The 19,394-nt window shown below is 30.0% G+C and carries 26 protein-coding genes; 8 read left to right on the forward strand and 18 right to left on the reverse strand.

What is annotated here, in order from left to right; all coding sequences use genetic code 11:
* Positions 1-142 precede the first annotated feature (142 nt).
* Together Q0684_RS03825 and Q0684_RS03830 are read left to right on the forward strand one after the other, a co-directional pair.
* Positions 143-595, forward strand: coding sequence for a DUF4442 domain-containing protein (locus Q0684_RS03825; protein ID WP_299012718.1), 453 nt, complete (start codon positions 143-145; stop codon positions 593-595).
* 43 nt (positions 596-638) lie between these two features.
* Positions 639-1,049, forward strand: coding sequence for a hypothetical protein (locus tag Q0684_RS03830; RefSeq protein WP_299012719.1), 411 nt, complete (start codon positions 639-641; stop codon positions 1,047-1,049).
* On the opposite strand, the gene Q0684_RS03835 is transcribed toward Q0684_RS03830, so the two are convergent.
* The 14 genes from Q0684_RS03835 to Q0684_RS03900 all read right to left on the reverse strand — a co-directional run bounded on the left by Q0684_RS03835 (position 1,046) and on the right by Q0684_RS03900 (position 11,757).
* Entirely contained in the window at positions 1,046-1,198 is a 153-nt protein-coding gene (locus Q0684_RS03835; RefSeq protein WP_299012720.1) for a hypothetical protein, read from the reverse strand. The genes Q0684_RS03830 and Q0684_RS03835 overlap by 4 nt on opposite strands.
* An 84-nt stretch (positions 1,199-1,282) precedes the next feature.
* Positions 1,283-1,981, reverse strand: coding sequence for a DUF4369 domain-containing protein (locus Q0684_RS03840; RefSeq protein ID WP_299012721.1), 699 nt, complete (start codon positions 1,979-1,981; stop codon positions 1,283-1,285).
* 68 nt (positions 1,982-2,049) lie between these two features.
* A complete protein-coding gene (locus Q0684_RS03845) occupies positions 2,050-3,444 on the reverse strand; it encodes a DUF819 family protein (protein WP_299012722.1) in 1,395 nt (464 codons plus the stop codon).
* Positions 3,445-4,089, reverse strand: a complete 645-nt coding sequence (locus tag Q0684_RS03850) for a DUF2490 domain-containing protein (RefSeq protein ID WP_299012723.1) — start codon at positions 4,087-4,089, stop codon at positions 3,445-3,447.
* A 35-nt stretch (positions 4,090-4,124) separates the two neighbouring features.
* The gene (locus Q0684_RS03855; RefSeq protein ID WP_299012724.1) at positions 4,125-7,331 is read right to left on the reverse strand and encodes a hypothetical protein; all 3,207 of its coding nucleotides are present in this window, start codon (positions 7,329-7,331) and stop codon (positions 4,125-4,127) included.
* 223 nt (positions 7,332-7,554) lie between these two features.
* Entirely contained in the window at positions 7,555-7,716 is a 162-nt protein-coding gene (locus tag Q0684_RS03860) for an Arc family DNA binding domain-containing protein (RefSeq protein WP_299012725.1), read from the reverse strand.
* A gap of 1 nt (position 7,717) precedes the next feature.
* Positions 7,718-8,635: an alpha/beta hydrolase gene (locus Q0684_RS03865; RefSeq protein WP_299012726.1), complete on the reverse strand. Its 918-nt coding sequence runs from the start codon at positions 8,633-8,635 to the stop codon at positions 7,718-7,720.
* Complete coding sequence (locus Q0684_RS03870; protein ID WP_299012727.1) at positions 8,635-9,081, reverse strand: DUF1648 domain-containing protein; 447 nt, start codon at positions 9,079-9,081, stop codon at positions 8,635-8,637. Before Q0684_RS03870 ends, Q0684_RS03865 begins: the two co-directional genes overlap by 1 nt.
* Positions 9,065-9,565, reverse strand: coding sequence for a hypothetical protein (locus Q0684_RS03875; RefSeq protein ID WP_299012728.1), 501 nt, complete (start codon positions 9,563-9,565; stop codon positions 9,065-9,067). Before Q0684_RS03875 ends, Q0684_RS03870 begins: the two co-directional genes overlap by 17 nt.
* Before the next feature lie 2 nt (positions 9,566-9,567).
* Positions 9,568-9,726 carry a DUF4177 domain-containing protein gene (locus tag Q0684_RS03880; protein WP_299012729.1) on the reverse strand — a complete coding sequence of 53 codons (159 nt, stop codon included), beginning with the start codon at positions 9,724-9,726 and terminating at the stop codon, positions 9,568-9,570.
* 94 nt (positions 9,727-9,820) lie between these two features.
* Positions 9,821-10,303, reverse strand: coding sequence for a hypothetical protein (locus Q0684_RS03885; protein ID WP_299012730.1), 483 nt, complete (start codon positions 10,301-10,303; stop codon positions 9,821-9,823).
* Positions 10,304-10,305: 2 nt separating this feature from the next.
* Positions 10,306-10,605, reverse strand: coding sequence for a hypothetical protein (locus Q0684_RS03890; RefSeq protein WP_299012731.1), 300 nt, complete (start codon positions 10,603-10,605; stop codon positions 10,306-10,308).
* Entirely contained in the window at positions 10,598-10,765 is a 168-nt protein-coding gene (locus Q0684_RS03895) for a hypothetical protein (RefSeq protein ID WP_299012732.1), read from the reverse strand. Before Q0684_RS03895 ends, Q0684_RS03890 begins: the two co-directional genes overlap by 8 nt.
* A gap of 131 nt (positions 10,766-10,896) precedes the next feature.
* Positions 10,897-11,757, reverse strand: coding sequence for an SPFH domain-containing protein (locus Q0684_RS03900; RefSeq protein ID WP_299012733.1), 861 nt, complete (start codon positions 11,755-11,757; stop codon positions 10,897-10,899).
* Positions 11,758-11,879: 122 nt separating this feature from the next.
* Between Q0684_RS03900 and Q0684_RS03905 the strand changes: the two genes are divergently transcribed.
* The 3 genes from Q0684_RS03905 (at position 11,880) to Q0684_RS03915 (ending at position 14,049) form a co-directional block, all read left to right on the forward strand.
* The gene (locus tag Q0684_RS03905) at positions 11,880-12,662 is read left to right on the forward strand and encodes a S1/P1 nuclease (RefSeq protein ID WP_299012734.1); all 783 of its coding nucleotides are present in this window, start codon (positions 11,880-11,882) and stop codon (positions 12,660-12,662) included.
* Positions 12,663-12,891: 229 nt separating this feature from the next.
* On the forward strand, positions 12,892-13,434 hold the full coding sequence (locus tag Q0684_RS03910; RefSeq protein ID WP_299012735.1) for a TlpA family protein disulfide reductase: 543 nt from the start codon (positions 12,892-12,894) through the stop codon (positions 13,432-13,434).
* A gap of 6 nt (positions 13,435-13,440) precedes the next feature.
* Positions 13,441-14,049 (forward strand): thioredoxin family protein, encoded by a 609-nt coding sequence (locus tag Q0684_RS03915; RefSeq protein WP_299012736.1) that lies wholly within the window; start codon positions 13,441-13,443, stop codon positions 14,047-14,049.
* Positions 14,050-14,160: 111 nt separating this feature from the next.
* Here the strand turns inward: Q0684_RS03915 and mscL are convergent, their stop codons facing one another.
* From mscL to Q0684_RS03930, 3 genes are read right to left on the reverse strand one after another with little or no spacing between them, the layout of a single operon-like run.
* Positions 14,161-14,571, reverse strand: coding sequence for a large conductance mechanosensitive channel protein MscL (mscL, locus tag Q0684_RS03920; RefSeq protein ID WP_299012737.1), 411 nt, complete (start codon positions 14,569-14,571; stop codon positions 14,161-14,163).
* 51 nt (positions 14,572-14,622) lie between these two features.
* A complete protein-coding gene (gene alr, locus Q0684_RS03925; protein ID WP_299012738.1) occupies positions 14,623-15,720 on the reverse strand; it encodes an alanine racemase in 1,098 nt (365 codons plus the stop codon).
* Positions 15,721-15,741: 21 nt separating this feature from the next.
* Positions 15,742-16,356, reverse strand: coding sequence for a thymidine kinase (locus Q0684_RS03930; protein WP_299012739.1), 615 nt, complete (start codon positions 16,354-16,356; stop codon positions 15,742-15,744).
* 101 nt (positions 16,357-16,457) lie between these two features.
* Between Q0684_RS03930 and Q0684_RS03935 the strand changes: the two genes are divergently transcribed.
* Both Q0684_RS03935 and Q0684_RS03940 read left to right on the forward strand, forming a co-directional pair.
* The gene (locus Q0684_RS03935; protein WP_299012740.1) at positions 16,458-17,285 is read left to right on the forward strand and encodes a hypothetical protein; all 828 of its coding nucleotides are present in this window, start codon (positions 16,458-16,460) and stop codon (positions 17,283-17,285) included.
* A 53-nt stretch (positions 17,286-17,338) separates the two neighbouring features.
* The gene (locus tag Q0684_RS03940; RefSeq protein ID WP_299012741.1) at positions 17,339-18,319 is read left to right on the forward strand and encodes a glycosyltransferase family 4 protein; all 981 of its coding nucleotides are present in this window, start codon (positions 17,339-17,341) and stop codon (positions 18,317-18,319) included.
* A gap of 187 nt (positions 18,320-18,506) precedes the next feature.
* On the opposite strand, the gene Q0684_RS03945 is transcribed toward Q0684_RS03940, so the two are convergent.
* A complete protein-coding gene (locus Q0684_RS03945) occupies positions 18,507-18,857 on the reverse strand; it encodes an ArsC/Spx/MgsR family protein (RefSeq protein WP_299012742.1) in 351 nt (116 codons plus the stop codon).
* A 43-nt stretch (positions 18,858-18,900) separates the two neighbouring features.
* On the opposite strand from Q0684_RS03945, the gene Q0684_RS03950 reads away from it, so the two are divergent.
* Positions 18,901-19,356, forward strand: a complete 456-nt coding sequence (locus Q0684_RS03950; protein ID WP_299012743.1) for a DinB family protein — start codon at positions 18,901-18,903, stop codon at positions 19,354-19,356.
* Positions 19,357-19,394 lie beyond the last annotated feature (38 nt).

The raw sequence follows: 19,394 nt of genomic DNA on the forward strand, positions 1-19,394 counted from the left end.
TGTATAATACTTTCTTATGCAAATATATATCTTAAAAAAGGTATTATGCAATACATAGTACTGTAATTAACGTTTTGTTAACATTTGTTTTTTATGTGTCAATTGTTTTAAAATTGGTAAATTACCCTCAAATAAAAGGATTATGAAGATTACGCCAAGTAAAGTAAATTGGTTTATGTTGTTAAAGTTACCACTTGGTTTTTTAAGTGGAATGCGTATAAAAACCATTACAGAAACGGCTGCCATTGTAAAAATTAAACACAGATGGATGAATCAAAATCCGTTTAAAAGTATGTTTTGGGCGGCACAAGGTATGGCTGCAGAAATGAGTACTGCAGTTTTGGTAATGCAAGCTATTGAAGTTTCTAAACTAAAAGTTTCTATGTTGGTTACACATCAAGAAGCTAATTTTTATAAAAAAGCAACAGGTACCATTTTTTTTACCTGTTCTAGTGGTAAAGAAATTACAAATGCAATTCAAAAATCTAAACAAACAAAAGAAGGCCAGGAGATTGTGCTAATAGCCGAAGGAAAAAACCAAGATGGAGTAGTGGTTTCTAAATTTAGTTTTCAATGGAGTCTTAAAGTAAAATAAAATTATGGCATTAATTTTGGTATGTTATTTAAAACCAAAAATTATGTCTGCTAAACAAATTAATGTATTCTTACTTTTTTGTATTTTATTATTCTCTAATTGCGCAACTTTGTTAGTTCCTAACCCTCCATTAAACTATGTTGGCAATTATTATGCGCCTACAGAAAATATAAGTTTAGTATTTAAAGAAGAAGATATAGATTTTGAATATACTGTAATGGGCTTTTTAACTTTTACAGATGCAGAAAGAGGAAGGTTTTTTGGAGAATCTGTAGATTATAATCAACTTATTACAGAAAAGGCAAAAGCTGTTGGTGCAGATGCTGTATTGGTTACCAATTTTTATAACACAGTAAATAGTGAAGTTTCTGAAGATATTCTAGACAAAACATTAACCCTAGAAACTAGAAATTTAATAAATGTAAAGGCTAAATTTTTAAAATTTAAAAATTAATTTTTGTCTTTAGGGATGTAAATTTTTGGTCTTTCTTCTGTATAATCACAATCTTGAAAAATACCACAAGATACATTGGTTCTTGCCAAAGATTTTGTAATTTCAAATTGTTTAGATAAAGCCTCAATTTCAGGAGTTAAATATTTCATAACGTGATAGTTTGATACAAAAATAAGAATTTTACTTCTTAAACAAATCATAAAAAAACCGAGTAAAAAACTCGGTTTAAAATATTATTTTTCTTTAGATTTAATTTCTTCTATAAACTTATCCAAACGTTTTCCATAATCAGATGCTTTCACTTTTGGTGTTAAAGATTTGTTTATGGTATCTAATAGTTTAATGTTAGCGTTGTACAATTCTGTTAAGGCTAAATAAGGCGCTACATCAGAGTCTGAATTAGCAAGAGCAAAATTAGTAGTAAACAGATATCTTCTTCTAACCATTCTATTGTAGTCTTTTCGAATTTGTTCTTGTAAGTTTACATTTTGTGATTTTTTAGCTTCAAAATCTTGTTTTATAAACTCTAGATTTTGGTTGTTAAAACCATTATTTATTTTTAAGAAATTATTAAATATTGTTTGATTTTCAGAACCTGTAATTTCAGGAGCAATACCAAAAACCTCAATATTATCATTTATAGTAATGGTACCTTTATTTCCAAAAAACAAAATTCTTTTGTCTGTTGTATTGCCATCAAAAGTTAAATAATAAATCACAGGAGATTCTACATTATCTGTTAATTTAAAAGCACCAGCACCAAAAACTTTTACAGAATCTACAGAAATTAATAAAGTATCCTTCATTTTCTGAAGGTACAAAGTTCCTTTTTTTAATCCTTTAATATTTCCTTGCACAATCATGTTTCCTTCCTTTTTAGAAGAACAGGCTGCAAGCATTAATATCAAATAAATTGCTATTATTTTTCTCATTGATTTTTTGCTTTTTATGATTACAAATATGCTGATTTTTATTTAAAAAAGTGGATGATAATTATAAATTAACTAACCCATTTCATCATTAAAGCACAAAAGAAAGCACCATAAGTACCCAAGGCATAACCTAATACTGCTAATAAAACACCTACAGGAGCTAAGGATGGGTGAAAAGCACCAGCGACAACAGGTGCAGAGGCTGCTCCACCTATATTTGCTTTTGATCCAACAGCTAAAAAGAAGTAAGGTGCCTTTATTATTTTTGCAACTAAGAATAATAGACCAACATGTATAATCATCCAAACAAAACCGATAGCGAAAAGACTAATATTTTCTACAATGGCGTTTAAATTCATTTTCATACCAATAGAGGCTACCAAAATATAAATAAAAACGGTCCCAATTTTGCTTGCTCCAGCTCCTTCGTAATTTTTTGCTTTTGTAAATGATAAGAAAATACCAATGGTTGTTGCAGAAATTATCAGCCAGAAAAAAGAACTACCTAAACCAAAATCTACTAGAAACGGAACATTATTCGCAATATAACTTCCTAAATTATCTCCAATTATATGTCCAATTGAAGTTACACCAAATGCGATTCCTAATAAAATGATTAAATCATTAAAAGATGGAACTCTAGCTGTTTCTAATGTAAATTTTTCCATCTTATTTTTAAGCGTAGTTATCGATGAATTATCGGCTTTAAACCAACGATCGATAGCATCAGATTTTGCTACTCCAATGAGTAAAAACGCCATCCAAACTTCGGCTACTAAAACGTCTACAACAGCCATAATGCTAAAAAGACTGTCAGAAACTTCCCACTGTTCTTTCATTGCCAGTTGATTCGCTCCACCACCAATCCAACTTCCTGCAACCGTAGACAATCCTTTCCACAATTCTGTACCTTCTACTTGGGTTAAAATATCTGGAGCCACAAATTTGAAAAATAAAATTGCTAAAGGCCCTCCAATCATCACTCCAATTGTGGCTGTTAAAAACATAATTAGTGCTTTTGGGCCCAATTTAAAAACACCTTTTAAATCGATACTTAAGGTTAATAATACCAAAGAAGCAGGTAATAAAAATCGAGAGGAAACATAGTACAATTTACTACCACCTGTAAAATTTGAATAGATATCACTATTGATATTATTGGCAGCGATGTATTCTTTTAAAGTATTTAAATCAGTATCAGTTGCCAGGTTTCCATATAAAGAATTTAGATGCGCAATTGTTGCATCCACATCTATCCATTTGTCTGCGATTAAACCCAAGGAACTAAAAATAGAAGGTATAAAATAACACAACAATAAAGCTGGTACTATTTTGTAAAACTTTTGGAAAGACTTTAATTTTGAAGTGTAAAATATGCCTGCTAATATTACACAAAGGACACCAAAAATAATAGTGTCATTGGCAAATAATGGAATGTCATTATTGATTTCTGAGATGCTCATTTATTTTTGTTTAATATGGTTTGTATTCAAAATAATTCCTAATTGCACTCTATGAGATTTTGTATTGCTAAATAACGTGTGCATATAACCCAGTTTTAATTTTAGTTGCTTGCTAAGTTTTTGAATAAAACCAAAGCCTGTTCTATTTTGCCCAAAAGATTTTGTTGCAAACTTTATAAAAATTTCATTAAATGCATATGTGGTTAGTTTTTTTGAAATAGGATACCTTAAAAACAAGCCATACCTAATTCTGTGCGTTGTTTTATTTTCAAAGTTTTGCCTTCTAAAACGTTGTGCTAATCTTACTCTATGTTTTAATAAAAAACCAGCCCATTTATCGTTTATATTTATATCTTGATAAAAACGATATTCATACAAATCTGGTAAATTTTCTTTGTAAGAGCTGTCTGTAATAGAATATACAGTACCTAAAGTTAGATTTACAGTTTTATTAAATGTATAATTTAAACCTAACCTATATATTTCTTGTTGATATTCAGATGCTAACTCAAAATACCTAACATGTGCATTTGTAATTAATTTTACAGAATTGGAGAGTTTATGAGTAGCATTAAACATATACCAAGTTCCTAATTTGTTTTCAGGAGAAATTTGTGCTTGAGTTTTTAATGATAAAAAACTCAAGCAACAAATAAAAAGTATTTTGTTAGTAAAAGTTGTTAGTTGGTAGAAAATATTTTGGTTTCTTTAAATGGTGAAATTTTAATGTTTTCTACAGCAGCTTTATAGCTTACCCAATCATTATTAAAAAAGGTATTCGTTTCACTTAAAACTTTTTTAAATTCTTCTTTAAATTGATTCATTAAAACCGTTTCTGTACTAGTTTGTTCTCCAAAACGAGATCTAATATATCTACTAGCTTGTCCAAAACGTTGGTTTACCGTAATTTCTGGATTTCTAGTAATACCTTGTCTTTTATCTATAGAACCTAAAAACTTAGCAATTAAACGATCTACTTTTTTTATGATCTCTGTAGATTTTTTAATTTCTTCTTTGTACATCTTTTTATCTTCTTTAGATAAATCTGTTTTTATAGTAGTAGCTGTATTTTTACTTTCTACTAGTTGTTTTACAACATTTGCAATTTGTTCTTGATATTTTTCGAGTTCTTTGCTTGCTTTGTATTTTTGATTGATGGCTTCCTCAGAAATTTCTAATCTTGGATCGAATTCAACTTTTATATTTTGTTCTGAAACCTCGTTTCCAAAAGTCATTTTTAAACGATAAGTTCCTGGTTTTACTTCTACACCAGAAGGCTCTCTAGTAGATTTTCTAATAGTTCTAGAAGCTCTATTCACTCCTTTTTCTCTTAAATACCAAGTAGTTTTGTGAATTCCACTTTCCTTTGGTGTTTTAAATTTTAAAGTTCTAATTTGTCTTGCACCATCAAATATTTCTAGTTTTATAGAATCAGTTTTAGCAGATTTAGATTTCTCTACTTCGCTCGAAATGACATTCCTCTCTTTTTTCTTGTCTCTATTTTCTTTCATCTCTTTTTTAGGAACTTCAACAAAATAAGAAATAATAGCACCACCTTTTCTGTTTTCTCCTTGATACATGGCATCTGCACCAAACCTACTTCCTGTTGGTTGTTGGTATGCAGATTGATAAGCAGTTGGTGGTTCAAATAAATGTATTTTTTTATCAGTAGCGTTTTTGTTTGCAATAGCTCTTAAAGGTCTAATGTCATCTAAAACCCAAGCTGCACGTCCAAAAGTACCTATTATTAAATCTTGTTCTCTTGGGTGAATTACCAAATCTTTTACAGGAACAGTTGGAAAACCATTTGTCCACTTTGTCCATTTTTCTCCAGCATCAACAGAAATATACAAACCATCATCAGTTCCTAAAAATAATAAGTTTTTATTTTCTGGATCTTCAATAATACTTAATGTATAAGATTGTACATCATCTGCATCTACAATTCGTTCCCAAGATTTACCATAGTTTTTGGTTCTGTAAGCATAAGGTGTGTATTTAAATCTTCTATAATCATTAGCTACTAAAAGTGCTTCACCTTTATTCTTGTTGGATGCTTTAATTTGCGTAATCCAACTATTTTCTGGCAAACCTTTTAAATTTTTTGCAACGTTTGTCCAAGTTGTTCCTCCGTTTTTGGTGATGTGTACTTGTCCATCATCTGTAGCAGCCCATAAAACGTCTTTTTCTAAAGGAGTTGGTTCAATCACTAATATTGTACAATGGTTTTCTGCACCAGTTGCATCCATTGTTAAACCACCACTTTCAGATTGTTTTAATTTTTCTGGATTGTTGGTAGATAAATCTGGAGAAATAACTTCCCAAGTTAAACCCTTGTCTGTAGATTTATGTACAAATTGGCTACCAAAGTACAGTGTATTATTATCAAAAGGATCCATATTTATGGCAGCATTCCAATTAAAACGTAATTGTATATTTGGATCTTTATGTGTTGGTTTTACAGAATAATTATTACCTGTTTTATAATCATAACGTACCACAGAACCTTGCTGACTCATAGACCAACCATATCTAGAATCATCTTTGTCTGGTACCACATCAAAACCATCACCAAAAGAAATTTCTTGCCAATAAGAATTTCTAATTCCTTGTGCTTTCCAAACATAAGCAGGTCCTCGCCAAGAACCATTATCTTGCATGCCACCATACACGTTATAAGGATATTCATTATCTACATTAATGTGATAAAATTGTGCCACAGGAATGTTACCAATAAATCGCCAAGATTTACCACCATCTTTGGTAATATTTAATCCACCATCATTACCATCAATCATAAATTTACCGTTTTTTGGATGAATCCACCATGCATGATGATCTGGGTGAACGCCATTGTCTACACCATAAGCAGGCATTAATTGCTTAAAGTTTTTACCACCATCTTGTGAAACGTTTACGTAGGTAAAAACGGTATATAATCTATTTTCATTTTGTGGGTCTACGTAGATTTCAGAATAGTAAAAAGGTCTATTTCCAATACCTGGTTTATCATTTATCTTTTTCCATTTAAAACCACCATCTTCACTTTTATAAAGTGCATTTTTTTGGGCTTCAACCAAAGCGTAAATTATATTGGGTTCACTAGGTGCAATTGCCACACCAATTCTACCCAATTCCCCTTTAGGGAAACCCTCTTTATCGGTGATTTTTTTCCAATTTTCACCACCATCATGAGTTATGAATAAACCAGAACCTTCGCCACCAGATTTAAAAAACCAAGGATCGCGTTTGTGTTCCCACATGGCAGCAATTATTTTATTGGGGTTGGTAGGATCCATAATTAAATCTGCAGCACCAGATCTAATATTGGTAAATAAAATCTGTTTCCAAGTTTTACCACCATCTGTAGTTTTGTAAACACCACGCTCTTTGTGTTCTCCCCAAGGAGCGCCAATTGCGCCAACGTACACAATATTTGGATTTGTTGGATCTATAATTACTCTATGAATGTGGCGTGTTTTTTCTAAACCCATGGCTTGCCACGTTTTACCAGCATCTAAAGATTTGTAAATTCCAAATCCGCCATTTAAACTATTTCTAGGATTTCCTTCTCCTGTACCTGCCCAAATTACACTTGGGTTAGATTGTTGAATGGCAACTGCACCAATAGAAGCTGTTAATTCTTTTTCGAAAATTGGTTGCCAAGTTGCACCACCAGAAGTAGATTTCCAAATACCACCAGAAGCAGTACCTACATACATTATATTTGGATTGTTTTCTACAACATCTATAGAAGTTACACGGCCAGACATTCCACCAGGACCAATATTTCTGGGTTTCATGTTTTTAACCAAATCCATAGAAAACTCTTGAGAAAAGAGTACTGTAGTTACTAGTAAAAATACAAGTGTAAAAAGATTTTTCATTGTAAAATTGCGTTAGTTTGTTTAAAAAGCTAACAAGATACAAAATAGAAGAGTTTCTATTTGTGCTGATAATTTTTTAACAGTTTTTTAGAGTTTTAGAGATTCTTTGAAACATGTTAAATAGTACATTAAGAACCAAGAACCAAGAACCAAGAACCAAGAACCAAGAACCAAGAACCAAGAACCAAGAACCAAGAACCAAGAACCAAAAGCCAAAAAGAACTTACTCTTTTTTCTTTGGTTCTCGTTTTGCTTCTTTTAAGGCTTTGTTTAGCATCCATTCAATTTGGCCGTTTGTAGAACGAAACTCGTCTGCAGCCCATTTTTCTATAGCTTTAAGCATCTCTTCATTAACTCGCAACGCGAAAGCTTTTTTCTTTCCCATATTATTTTTTTACAAATTGATTTACAACTGCAATTAATTTTTCTGAAATAGGGAATTTATCACTGTAATAAGAAGTTAAATTGTCTTCATCTTTTGTAATTTCTTTTAAAACATGATTCATGTTAGCAATTGTTGCCAATTCCCCTTTTGTGTTGGCTTCTAATAATTTGGAAGCATCTTCTTTGGTTACCTGTATATCTTTTTCACCTTGAATGATTAAAATAGGAATGTTAATTTTCGCGATTTCTACTTTTGGATCTAATTTCATCCAAGAAATTAAGAAAGGTTGATTTGGTTTTGAGAAAATATTTCTTAAAAATGGATTTACAATATCAATTTTACCCTTAATTTTTAAAGAATCGAATTGTGTTTGCGCAGCTTCCCCTAAAGTTGAATTATTTTTAGTAATCTGTTTTACAATTGTTTTGTCTATTGTTTCTCCTGCGCCAGCAAGAGAAATGTATTTATCTACGTTTTCTAAAGCTAACATTGCAATTAAAGAACCTTGACTGTGCCCCACTAAAATAATTTTAGAAAAACGATTTTCTTTTTTAAAATGCGCAACTACTTTTTTTACATCTGTAACAAAATCGGTGATTTTGTATCCTTTTAAAAATGGGCTATTTTTGGCATTGGCAGTTCTTTTATCATAACTAAAAAATGCCATATTTTCTGAGTTTACAGCATCTCTAAATTGTTTAATGTAGTTTGCTTTTACTGGTGTTCCTGGTTGATTTCCATTTCGATCTACATTACCAGAACCATGCACCCAAATTAACAAAGGTGTTTTTTCTTTTTGATAGGTTAGTGTTCCTGGCAATTCAATTTGGTGGTTAAAAATTGTAATTTCTTCAGATTTAATTTGTGCAATAACAGAAAAACTAACAAAAGAAATAATAAAATAAATTAAGTTTTTCATTATGTTTTTAAGTTTTTATAAATAAATGTAAAAAAGGATACAAAAAATAAGATAGTTAAACCTATAAAAAATGGCATAAACCAACTAGAGTTAAAACTACTATCTATTGATTTTTTTACAATTAAAATGTTTAAAAATAAAAGTACAAGAGCAACATAAGGTATGGTAAAAAGTGCTATAGTTTTTTCTGCTGTTTTACTTTTTAAATTTCTATTGTAAGGTAATTTTTGTTGCGCTAACCAATACATACCATATTGTAAAAGTGTAAATATGCCTTGTAAAAACCAAATGGTATATTTGGCATCATACCTTGTTGCTTTGCCATTAAAATTAAAATGCCCTACAATTTTTTCTGGCAAAGCATTATAATTAAAAATAACATAAAGCCATGAAGCAATGGTAATAACTGCACTAAATAGTAGTATGTTTTTATTCGCTTTGCTCATTATTCTTTTTAAAATAGGTTTTTAAAATAGCAGTTACCGCTGTTTTTTCTTGCGTTCCTATCAATAGTTTTTTACCATTTTTAAGTTCTAGTTGCAGACCAATATCACCAGAAACATTTACACATTTTCCTTTTGCTTTGTTCCAAAGAGCTCCGCCTTTAATGCCCCAACCTCCATAGTCTCCAATAGGATCATAAATTCTTACATAAGCCTTTTCAATTTCGTTCCATTTTATGGTTTTGTATTTTAAGTGAAAAGGAAAAAATTGATAATGAATTCCTTTTTCGTCTATTCTGGTTTTTAGTTTAAATAGAAATATCAAACCAAAAGAAAGCAAAACACCAAAGATGGTTAAGCCGAAAGCTAAAGTAGACATTGCGTTATATTCCCTTATAATTAAATATAAAGGAGCTACTACACTAAAGCCCATGATTACTAGTAACCAAATTTGTGTAAAACGCTGTTCTTCTTTAAAAACTCTCATTTTTATCTGTTTTTGTCTCTTTCGAAAATTACACTATTCCATCCAGATGGTATGTTTTTAAACGTCCAACCTTCTCTTGCATATTGATTTAGTAAATCTTCAAATTTTTGGGTTCTATTTCTTAATCCTAATTTCAATTCAACAATTTTATATTCTTTCATGTTATATTTTTATTTGAGTTCTAGTTGTCATTTCGATTCCGAAATTTCGGAAGAGAAATCTTACATTATAAGAAATTACTATTTTTAATTTTTACTATTTATTTACTATTAAGATTCTAGTATTCCTCTTTTTTAATTCTTCTAAAAATTCTGGTAATTGATTATTTTGTTTCTGTAATTCAATTTTTTTATTAAGACTACTATTGGTGTAAAAAGTAATTTCAATTTTACTGTCCTCATCAGGTTCTTTATAGTCTTCCTCATCTTCAATTTTAATTTTTGAAATATTATTTATTTCTAGCCTATTTATCCATTTTTTTCTGATTATAAATTCAAAAAACAAATACACTAAGTATACAGAAGCTATGGCAAAAATCCAAAACTTGGCATTTTCATAAACTCCAATGATGTTATTATAATTTTTTAGTTTATCAACAAAAAGAGAAATTAAAGAAATACTGCCAAAAAACTTTAGGGTATCTAAAACGTATTTACCTTTTCTGTACTTAATTTTTAAGTTAGAATTGTTGATTTCTAGGTTTCCATGAATTATTTTAAAGCAAGTTTTACTTTTCAAAGCTATAAATGTTTAATCTCTACTCTCGTATTTCTTTTTTGAATCTCTTCTAAAAATGGTGTTAACTGATTTTCTAAATTTCTAAAACTTAATTCTGTTCTTCTTTTTTTATTAAAAACTAGAGAAACTTCGGTTTCAAAATCTATTTTTTCAAGCTCTATTTTTTCTATTTCGTTGATAAATAACTTTTTTTCAGATTTTCTAAAAAAAATAAAATAGATTATCAATCCAACAATTACTAGCATTCCTAAAATTCTTAACCCGAAATCAAAATATTCAAAAAAGTTTTTTAAACTATCCATTCTTTTGTAAGTGTGAAATACACTTATACTTACAAATACAAAAAAAAATACCTAGCCAACCACCTCTACTTTTTAAATCGTTTTTTGTTCTATTTATGTCTAAAAACAATTGCTTGTTATCCATAGAAACATAGCCATCTAGCATTACAAATTTTTTCATTTTTTTTAAGTTAGTTTTAGAGTTGAGATTTCTCAATCGCCAAAAAAGGCTCATTTCCAATTGACAGGCGTTGTGTTAATTTCAAGATTTTTACTTTTGCAAAAAGTCAAAAGCCAAAAGCAAACAAAAAATTACTGATTCAAAGTCCCAGTATTCACCACAGGCGATGCCTCTTTATCTCCACAAAGAATTACCAGTAAATTACTTACCATTGCTGCTTTGCGTTCTTCATCTAGCGCTACAATATCTTTTTTATTCAACTCGTCTAAAGCCATTTCTACCATTTCTACAGCACCCTGTACAATTTTGTGTCTTGCAGCAACAATTGCAGTAGCTTGTTGCCTTTTTAGCATGGCAGATGCAATTTCTTGAGCGTAGGCTAAATATCCAATTCTTGCTTCTAAAACTTCAATACCTGCAATTGCCAAACGTTCTTCCAATTCTTTTTCTAAAGCTTCAGAAACTTCGTTTACGCTAGAACGCAAAGTAATATCTTCATCATGTCCTTCATCTGCAAAATTATCATAAGGATACATGCTTGCTAATTTTCTAACAGCAGCATCTGTTTGTACACGTACAAAATTCTCATAATTATCTACATCAAAAGCGGCCTTGTATGTGTTGGTGACACGCCAAACCAGAATTGTAGAAATCATAACCGGATTTCCTAGTTTGTCGTTCACTTTTAAACGTTCACTATCAAAATTACTAGCACGCAAAGAAATTGTTTTCTTTTTATAAAGCGGATTTGCCCAGTATAAGCCATTTTGTTTTATAGTACCAACATACTTTCCAAACAGTAAAATTACTTTAGAAGTATTTGGGTTTACTAGAATAAAACCAAAAAAACCAATAAAACCTAGGAATGATAAAGGAAGGTAAATTCCTGTTTCTTGAATAATACAAATTGTAATTCCGCCAATAAATAAGGCGAAAGTTACTAGTAACATTAAATAACCATTTGCGGGTTTAATAATTTTTTCTGCTTTCATAAGATAATTTTTAAAGTGATATTAAATTGATATCGTAAATATATTAAAATTTATTAATGTTTTACAAATTTTATGCAAGTTATTTTTTATAACTTCGCAGTAATTATCTTAAAACTATAGAAATGAATTTTAAAATATTATTAATAATTCCGTTTTTTTTATTTTCTAATGCTCCGCATGAAGATGACGATTTTTGGGGGCAAAATGGACACAGAGCAACCGGTAAAATAGCGGAACAGTACTTAAAAAGAAAGACCAAAAGAAAGGTAGACGAAATTTTAAACGGCCAAAGTTTGGCTTTTGTATCTACGTTTGCAGATGAAATAAAATCAGACAGAAAATACAGAGAATTTTCTCCTCTACATTATGTAAATATGGATTTTGATGAAACCTATGCAACTGCAAAGAAAAATCCTAAAGGAGATTTAGTAACAGGAATTAAAAAGTCGATTACCATTTTAAAAGACAAGAATAGTAGTGAAGAAGATAAAGTGTTTTACTTAAAAATGTTAGTGCATTTTATGGGAGATTTACATCAACCAATGCATATTGGTAGAAAAGAAGATAAAGGTGGTAATACTGTGCAAGTACAATGGTTTGGCCAAGGAACAAATTTACACGCGGTTTGGGATACCAAAATGATTGAAGAATGGAATATGAGTTATTTAGAATTGGCAGATAATGCTAAAGATTTATCTAAAGAGCAAATAGCCGCTATAGAACAAGGTACTATAGAAAATTGGGTAAATGAAGTGCACCAAATCACTAAAAAAGTATACAAATCTGTAAAATCTGGCGAAAATTTGCGTTATAGATATTCTTACGACCATTTTGGGATTGTTAGAGATCAACTACAAATTGGCGGAATTCGTTTGGCTAAAGTTTTAAACGATATTTATAACTAAGATTTAGTTTCTTTTAGAGAGTGCAAAAAGGTTGTCGGAAAAGTATTAAAGTTTGTCGTTTTGAGCGGAATGAAATGGAGTTGAAAAATCTATTCAATTAAAATTTAATAGTTTAGGTTTCTCCGTAAAGTTGAAATGGCAGACAAAAATTACTTTTTAGACAACCTCTTTTTGTTAATTAGAAGTTAATTTAAAAAAGGAGAATTGATAATTGTTGTAATTTTATAATATGCATAAATTTATAATTTTTACTGTGCTTTGCTTGATATTCTTGTTGTCTTGTAAAAAAGAAACTACTAATAAAGATCAAAAAACAAAGGAAAATACAATAGTAGAAAAGAATGTTGAGGTTGGTGCTGTAAAATCATACACTTACAATCAATTAAAACCATTATTAGAAAAGGTTGACGATAAAATTTATGTGGTGAATTTTTGGGCAACTTGGTGTGCACCTTGTGTTAAAGAATTGCCTTATTTTGAGCGCATAAGAAAAACGTATAAAGCGAGTAATGTTCAGGTTTTATTGGTAAGTTTAGATTTTGCAAACCAAGTAGAAAAAAGATTGTTGCCTTTTATAGCAAAGAAAAAACTACAAGCTAAAGTGGTGCTTTTAGATGATGTTAATGAAGATGTTTGGATAAAAGCAATTGATAAAAATTGGTCTGGTGCCTTGCCAGCAACTTTAATTTACAACAAAAGCAAACGCAAATTTTATGAACAATCTTTTGATTACAAAACCTTAGAAAACGAATTAAAAACCTTTTTAAAATAAGAAATTATGAAAGTATTCAAAACAATTTTAGCAATTGCAGTGGTAGGTTTAATAACAGCATTCAATTTAAAAACAGATGCAAATGGTTATAAAGTTGGCGATAAAATAGAAGACTTTAAACTCAAAAATATTGATAATAAAACAGTTTCTTTATCCGATTATACAAAAGCAAAAGGATTTGTAATTATCTTTACCTGTAATATGTGCCCGTATTCTGTGGCAAATGAAGATAGAATTATCGCATTACAATATAAATATGAAAGTAAAGGGTTTCCTGTAATTGCGATAAACCCGAATGATCCGAAAGCATCGAAAGGAGATAGTTTTGCAGATATGCAAGTTAGGTCTAAAGAAAAAAGGTTTAATTTTCCGTATTTGTTTGATGAAGGGCAAAAAGTGTATCCGAAATTTGGCGCAACTAAAACACCTCACGTTTATATTGTAACTAAAAACGATATGAAAGTAAAATATATTGGCGCAATAGACAACAGTTCTAGAAATCCTAACAAAGTAACAGAAAAGTATGTAGAAAATGCTTTGGATGAATTGTTAGCAGGAAAACAGGTTTCTAAAACAGAAACAAGAGCAATAGGATGTTCTATAAAAATATTATAAACTGTATAGAAATTCTTTTGTGCAAAGGATTCAAACAAGATATACTTCTAAAAAACAAAAAATCCTGAGCAATAAACTCAGGATTTTTAATGTAGTAGTATATAGTTAAAATTATTTCTTGGCTAACAAGTCTCTTATTTCTGCTAATAAATCTTCTTGACTTGGTCCTTTTGGCGCTTCTGGAGCTGGTTCTTCTTTTTTCTTAGTTTTATTGTAAGCTTTTACAATCATAAACATTACAAAACCAACGATTATTAAGTTTATTATCGTATCAATCCAAGCACCATAGGTAATTGCATTTTCTGGAGTTGCTATTTTACCAGCTGCGTCTACAACGGCTTCAGATAAAACATATTTTTGATCCGCTAAACTTACGCCTCCAGTAAATAAACCTACAATTGGCATTACAATATTACTAACAAAACCTTTAACAACTGCACCAATAGCACCTGCCATAATTACGGCTACTGCAAACTCAATTACATTACCACCAGTAATAAACTCTTTAAATTCTTTTAACATATTATATGATTTAATAATTAATTAATATGAACAAATGTAATTAAAAAATATTTAGATTAATATTTTTTTAACGCGTTGTGAAATTGCTGTTAAAGTCTCATATACAATCGTTTCAGAAACATTTGCAATATGGTTTATCATATTTTGACTATTAAAAATAATAACTGCATCACCCTCTTTACAGTCTATTTTAGTAACATTAACCATAATCATATCCATACATACATTGCCAATTATAGGTGCTTTTTGGTTGTTAATTACAACATATCCTTTTTTATTGCCAAGTTTTCTAGACAAGCCATCTGCGTGACCAATAGGTATTGTTGCAGATCTTGTGGGTCTTTTTGCAGTATATGCTCTATTATAACCCACGGTTTCTCCAGGTTGAATTATATTTATTTGAGAAATTATAGATTTTAAATTATGTGTGTTTTTAAGAGCTTCAGTTTCTTTTTCATCATTACCAAAACCATATAAGCCAAGACCAATTCTTACCATATCAAATTGGGCTTTTGTAAAATTTACAACCCCAGAGGTATTTAAAATATGCAGCATAGGTTCATAACCTAAATGGGTATAAAATTGTTTTACTATGTAAGCAAAATTGTTAATTTGGCCCACAGTAAAATCTTTTTCTTCTAAATCTTCACTAGCGGCTAAATGAGAAAATAAAGATTGTACTTTAATGTGAGTGGTTTGTTTTAATTCAGTAAGAATTTTAGGTACATCTGTATGCCAAAAACCAACTCTATTTAAACCTGTATTAAATTTAATATGTACAGGATAATTCATTAGTGGTGTTTCATCTGCAAGTCTTAAAAAAGCATCAAAAATTTTAAAGTTGTACAAATTAGGCTCTAATCTAAAGTCTACAATTTGTTGCAAATTTTGAATCTGAGGGTGTAAAACTAAAATAGGCGTTTTTACTCCAGCTTCTCTTATTGCAACACCTTCATGTGTATATGCTACAGAAAAGTAAGCTACTTTATCTTCTAAAAATTGAGCAACTTTTACTCCATCACTGCCATAACCAAATGCCTTTACTACCGCTAAAATTTTAGTTTTAGGATTTAGCTTTTGTTTAAAATAATTTAAATTATGTTCTAAAGCTTTTCCATCAATTTCTAAAACGGTAACATGATTATTCATAGGGTTAGGTGTTTTTGCTTTTTATTCTTTGCTTTCTTGGTTTGCTGAATCTTGTTTTTGTGCTTTCATGGCTTTGTAGTAAGCAGCTCTGCTTAAAGGCTCATATTCTTCGGTTTCACCCAACATAACAATCGCATTATTTTGTGCTTTTCTAAAACTGTAATGCGCTAAATTACCTGTATGCGTGCACACTGCATGTACTTTAGTTACATATTCTGCTGTAGCCATTAAGGCTGGCATTGGTCCAAAAGGATTGCCTTTAAAATCCATATCTAAACCAGCAACTATTACACGTATGCCTCTATTTGCTAAATCGTTGCAAACTGCAACAATTTCATCATCAAAAAACTGGGCTTCATCTATACCAACAACATCTACATTATTTGCCAAAAGGCGAATGTTAGCAGAGGCAGGTACTGGAGTAGAGTGAATTCTATTGTCATTATGAGAAACTACTTCATCTTCATCATAACGTACATCTATTGCTGGCTTAAAAATTTCTACACGTTGTTTTGCAAATTGTGCTCGTTTTAAACGCCTAATCAATTCTTCTGTTTTACCAGAAAACATAGAGCCGCAAATTACTTCTATCCAACCAAATTTTTCAGTATGATTTACCGTATTTTCTAGAAACATTTTGTAATTTTAAGCAGTTTATTTTTATAAATTTACGTTACTTTGAATAATAACAAATTTAGGGATATTTAAGTATTAAAAATAACATCAACCTACAACTTATGCACAAAAAACTAGAAAACGATTTAATGAGTTTGGCACACAGTCTGTTAAAAATGAAAAATAAAGATGATGTTTTTGCCTTAAAAGAAAAGGCACAAGAAATTTACGAGAAATTGTCTTTACTTGCCTTTGTTGAAGAATATGTAAATACGACTCCAAATTTAGAGCAATCTAAAACATCACTTATTAACACAATAGAAGAAGCAGTAGTATCTAAAGAATTAGCAGTAGATAAGAAAGAAAATGAGGTTTTAAAAGATAAAGTAGATTCAGAAGAAACTACTGTTGAAGGGAAAGAAATATTAGATAATAAGAAGTTAAAAGAAGAAATTGGTGATGATTTTGACTTGCCAAAAGAACCAACAAAAGAAGAAGTAGAAAAAGTAAATGTAGCGCCAGTTGAAACTGAAATAGAACAACCTTTTGAGACTTTAGAAGATATAATTTTTGGGGAAAAATCAGCTGAAATTGAAACAGAGAAATCTAAAGATGAACCGAAAATATCGAGTTTAGAGGAAGAGTTAAAAGACACGATTCCTGTAGATGTAATTGCAAATTTATTTGAGCCAACCCAACCAAAATCGTTAAATAATAAATTGCAACAAAATATAAATATTGGTTTAAATGATAGAATTGCCTTTGTAAAGCATTTGTTTGATGGTAGTCAAGAAGATTTTAACAGGGTAGTTTCTCAGTTAAATACCTTTAGAACAGCAAAAGAGGCGCTAGAATTTATAAATAAAATGGTAAAGCCAGATTATAATTGGAAAAATAAAGAAGATTTAGAAAACCGTTTTATGGAAATTATAGCAAGAAAGTTTGCTTAAAGTAACTACTTTTTCTTTTTGTTATAAACCAACCATCAACTATCAAACTTATTTTGAAACCCATTTTAATACATACTCATTTTCACAAACGCAGAACTGGTGTAACCAGAAGCATAGAAAATGTATTGCCTTTTTTTGAAGATTCATTTGAAACCTATTTATTTGGTTATGGTGCTAATGGTAATCATTTAACAAAAAAAGAATTTAAAAAAATAATTTTTTCTAACAGAAAAATTGTTGTGCACTGCCATAGAAATAATGAGATTATTAGAATGTTAATCTACAGAGCTTTTGGTGCAAAATTTAATTTAATTGCCACAAGACACGCAGAATCTAAACCCTCTAATTTAACTTTAAAACTTTTAAAAAGTGTAGATAAGGTAGTAACACTCATACAAAGTATGCGTATTAATTTAGGTATTAAAAATACTGTAGTTGGTCATGGTGTAAATATTAACGATTTTAAACCAAAACCAAACGTAAAAATTGATGCAATTGCCCAAGAAAACATAATACTTTGTGCAGGTAGAGTTAGAAAATCAAAAGGGCAGATTGTTTTATTAGAAGCGGCTAAGGTTTTAAAAAACAACAAAAATTGGGCATTAGCTATTGTAGGTAAAGTAGATAAACCCGAGTTTTTAAAAGAATTAAAAGCGATTGCTAAAAAACACCAAATAAAAAATCAGGTTTATTTTATAGATGAAACACCAGATATTATTGCTTATTACCAGGCTGCAAAAATTGCTGTAGTCCCTAGTTTTTCTGAAGGTTTTTCTTTAGTAACTGCAGAGGCTATGGCTTGTGGTTGTTCTGTAATTGCAACTAAAAATGTAGGTGTACATTCGTCATTAATAACTCATGCAAAAAATGGTTATTTAACCAAAGCAGGCAATATTACGCAGTTACAAGAACTTTTAGAAAAATCAATTTTAGGAGAATTACCTAATTTAGGCGAACAAGCCAGAGCAGAAATTTTACAAAACTGGAGCGCAAAACAAGAGGCAGTAAAGTTGATGGAAGTTTATAACGCTTAAATATTTTTGTCGTTTCTGTGCAGACAGTAATGCATAGAAGATAGCGAAATCAAAATTTTATAATTCAATCAAAAAAAAATATTCTTTTTTGAATTTTAAGTTCAGTCAAATTAAATTTTGGATTATCAGTGAATCTAACAAGAAATTAATTCAATTTGATATCGTCTTTACCAAATACAAAAGCACATTAAGAATTTAATTTCACCTTCAATTCTTCCACAACCTTTTTACTATTTCCAATAAAAATTTCATTTTCTACAATAAAAACAGGTCGTTTTAAAAATGTATATTCCTCTAAAATGTACTTTTTGTAATCACTTTCTGTAAGGTTTTTATCTTTTAAACCCAAAGATTTGTATAAACGAGACCTTTTATTAAAAAGCCCTTCGTAACTATTAGAAAGCGCATACATTTCCGCTAATTGTTGTTCATTAACAGGTGTAGATTTTATTTCTTGCAACTCAAAACCATCAGTATTAATTTCTTTTAAGATGCGTTTGCAAGTATCACAAGTTTTTAAATAGTAGCCTTTCTTCATTTTAATAAATTATATTTGTTACATCAAAAATAAACATAAAATAATGAAAGCACAATTTGATATATTAAGAACCTCTAGAACTTTAGTTTTAAAAGAATTAGAAGGGCTAACTTTAGAACAATTACACATAATACCAGCAGGTTTTAAAAATAATATTGCTTGGAATGTTGCACATTTGGTGGTTACACAACAATTATTACATTATAAATTATCGGGTTTAAATTGCCTTTGTCCAGATCAATTAATAGAAGATTATAAAAAAGGAACAGCAGCTACTAAAACTTTTACCGATGAAGAATTTGAAGAGGTAAAAGAGCTTTTAATGGGCTTGCCAGATACTTTAGAAGAAGATTTTAATGCAGGTATTTTTCAAAATTACACAGAATACCCAACTAGCACAGGCTTTGTGTTAAGCGCAATAGAAAATGCAATTCCGTTTAACAATTTTCACGAAGGCATACATTACGGGATTATAAGAGCTATTAAAAAGTGTTTGTAGTTTTTTTAGGAGCTAATCACGCTTTCCATTATATCTTT

Origin of the sequence: uncultured Polaribacter sp., assembly GCF_947503875.1 — a bacterium.
Classification (GTDB): domain Bacteria; phylum Bacteroidota; class Bacteroidia; order Flavobacteriales; family Flavobacteriaceae; genus Polaribacter.